General features: G+C 42.0%; 4 protein-coding genes. All 4 read left to right on the top strand.

The features are described from left to right. A partial coding sequence (locus tag GF401_17250) for a UDP-N-acetylglucosamine 2-epimerase (non-hydrolyzing) (GenBank protein ID MBD3346806.1) occupies window positions 1-734 on the top strand: 734 nt, incomplete at its 5' end. 278 nt (window positions 735-1012) lie between these two features. Further along, complete coding sequence (locus tag GF401_17245; protein ID MBD3346805.1) at window positions 1013-1276, top strand: hypothetical protein; 264 nt, start codon at window positions 1013-1015, stop codon at window positions 1274-1276. Then, window positions 1254-1598 carry a hypothetical protein gene (locus GF401_17240; GenBank protein ID MBD3346804.1) on the top strand — a complete coding sequence of 115 codons (345 nt, stop codon included), beginning with the start codon at window positions 1254-1256 and terminating at the stop codon, window positions 1596-1598. The genes GF401_17245 and GF401_17240 overlap by 23 nt, the downstream gene beginning before the upstream one ends. 187 nt (window positions 1599-1785) lie before the next feature. Continuing rightward, the coding region (locus GF401_17235) for an AAA family ATPase (protein MBD3346803.1) at window positions 1786-2711 on the top strand (926 nt) is incomplete at its 3' end.

The raw sequence follows: 2711 nt of genomic DNA, 5'->3' as shown, positions 1-2711 counted from the left end.
TCGAGGGCGGCATGCGGTCGTTTAACCGGAATATGCCCGAAGAGATCAATCGGATCGTGGCCGATCATCTGTCATCACTGCACCTCTGCTCCACCACAACCGCAATAACCAATTTAAAAAATGAGGGTATTACACAAAACGTCTATCATGTCGGTGATGTCATGGACGACACTGCACGGTATGCCGCTCAAAAAGCAGAACAACAGAGTACGATCTTGCGGGATCTGGCGATAAATCCGAAAGAGTATCTCCTTGCAACAATCCACCGTCCGGAAAACACCGATCATAAAGACCGGATGGAGAACATTGTCGACGCATTTACCGAAATCGGCAGGGAGCATATGATAATAATGCCGCTTCACCCCCGGACAAAAAAATACCTGCAAGAGTATGGGCTTACAGAGCGCATAAATAATATGAAAATAATCGGTCCGGTCGGTTTCCTGGATATGGCTAATCTGGAGGGCAATGCGATTCTTATCGCTACCGATTCGGGTGGGGTGCAGAAAGAGGCATATTTTCACCGCGTCCCCTGTGTCACCCTGCGCGATCAGACCGAATGGGTGGAGACTGTTGAGGCCGGATGGAATCTTCTTGCCGATACGGCATCGAAGGAAAGTATTACAACATCGGTGAATGCAATGCTTGCGTCGAAAGATGGTCGCAGAGATATTGAGGAGTATGGCGATGGCCATGCTGCGGAGAAGATTGCGGGGATTATAGGAGATTTCTGATTTTTTCCCACGGAACACGCGGAAAAGCACGGAAAGAAGAGGGGAACCACAGATTGCGCAGATTGTCACAGATATTTTGAGAGAAATATCGAATATTGAACAGAGAACAAGGAATGTCGAAGGGAAAGAGACTTGTGCTGAGCGTGCGTTGCACTGAGCCTGTTCGATGTGTCGAAGTATCAGCCCAACTAGCGTCAACAGCGTTCTATTCTTCTTTTAAAATGGAGTATATTTAGAATAGCAAACTCCCTTCAAAAAATGAAAGCAAGGAGAAAATTATGCTCACTATAAGCAGGAAAGAAATACAAAACAGCTACCTTATAGATCTTCTCGCCAGGCGGCATGTCCTGTATGCAAAAATTAATGCATTCGAAAAGCAGTACGGTGCTTCATTTGATGCATTCGAGCAGAAAATCAAAAAGAAAGACGAAAATTTTGCCGAATGGGATGACTATATTGAATGGAAAGCCTATAAAGAAGCATATAATGATATTGAGAAGCGAATCGAGGATGTGAAAAATGGAAATTTTGAAATATCTTGATCGCTTCAAGTTTATCACTTCTTATGAGGTGCTTGATTACAAATCATGGGAGCAAGGATCGTATAGCAGGCTTAAAATAACCTTGTCGAATGGCTCGCATTTATTTACAAAAGAATATATCTCCGAAGCCGAAAGAATTTATTCATTTCATTGGCAGGATAAATTTGATAATCTTTTAACTCGCTGGGATAATGCACCCCATCACAAGGATATTGCTACCTTTCCTCATCACAAACATGAAAACGAAAAGCTTTGTGCAAGCAATGAGATTACGTTAGAGGATGTTTTAGCTGCTATTGCTCTTCAGCTTGGATCAGAATAGTTTCGTAAAGCTATTCTTCTTCCCCACGGAACACACGGAAAAGCATGGAAAAAAGAGGGGGAACCACAGATTACACAGATAGTCACAGATGTTCAAATCTTTTCCTTTAATATATTAAAGTATTATAAAAATCAATTACTTATAAATATTGAAATGATGATATAAAAGATATATATTTAATATTATCATGTATAAAAGGATAATAAATTTAGATATGTGCGAAATGGAGACGGCGTTTTTATGGGGGCCCCGTCAGACAGGAAAAAGCACTTTATTAAAATCCAGGTATCCTCAGTCGAAATATTACAATCTTCTGTTAGCCGATACATTTTCCCGTTTAGTTAAAAGTCCATCGATAATTCGGGAAGAGTGTGAAGCGGAGGGTCTGGACGGATCAAAGCAGGAATTTCCTATAATAATTGATGAAATTCAGAAAATTCCTGCATTGCTTGATGAGATACACTGGCTGATAGAAAACAGGGGATTACGGTTTATTCTATGTGGATCGAGTGCGAGGAAGGTCAAACGCGGTCATGCAAATCTTTTAGGAGGAAGAGCTGTTCGATATGAGCTTTTTCCGCTCGTTTCCAGAGAAATTCCCGATTTTAATCTGGAATATGCGTTAAATCGCGGTCTCCTTCCGAGGCATTACCAAAGCAGATATGCACGCAGATTGCTTCGGTCGTATATAGGCGACTATCTCAAAGAGGAAATTGCCGCAGAATCGCTTACCAGAAATCTTCCGGCGTTTTCCCGATTTCTTGAGGTTGCAGCACAGAGCAATGGAGAATTGATCAATTACAATAACATTGCATCCGAATGTGCAGTCAGCGCGCAGACGGTCAAAGAGTATTATGTCATTGCGCAAGATACGCTTATTGGAAGGTTTCTTCCTGCATTCCGGAAAAGGGCGAAACGGCGACAGATTTTTGCCCCGAAATATTATTTCTTTGACGTTGGAGTTACTGCGCAGCTCTCTTTAAGGGGCCAGGTTACGCAAGGAAGCGAATTGTTTGGAAAGGCATTCGAACAGTTTATTGTAAATGAAATTTTTGCCTATTCGGAGTATTCGGAAAAATACATCCCCTGTACATTCTGGAAAAGCGCATCAGG

Source organism: Chitinivibrionales bacterium, from assembly GCA_014728215.1.
Taxonomy (GTDB): domain Bacteria; phylum Fibrobacterota; class Chitinivibrionia; order Chitinivibrionales; family WJKA01; genus WJKA01.
Note: the sequence above shows the minus strand (reverse complement) of the source record. Positions and strands in the feature narration are given on the sequence as shown.

Coding starts and splice junctions, on each gene's coding strand:
- GF401_17245 (MBD3346805.1), top strand. CDS start 1,013: ATGCTCACTATAAGCAGGAAAGAAATACAAAACAGCTACCTTATAGAT.
- GF401_17240 (MBD3346804.1), top strand. CDS start 1,254: ATGGAAATTTTGAAATATCTTGATCGCTTCAAGTTTATCACTTCTTAT.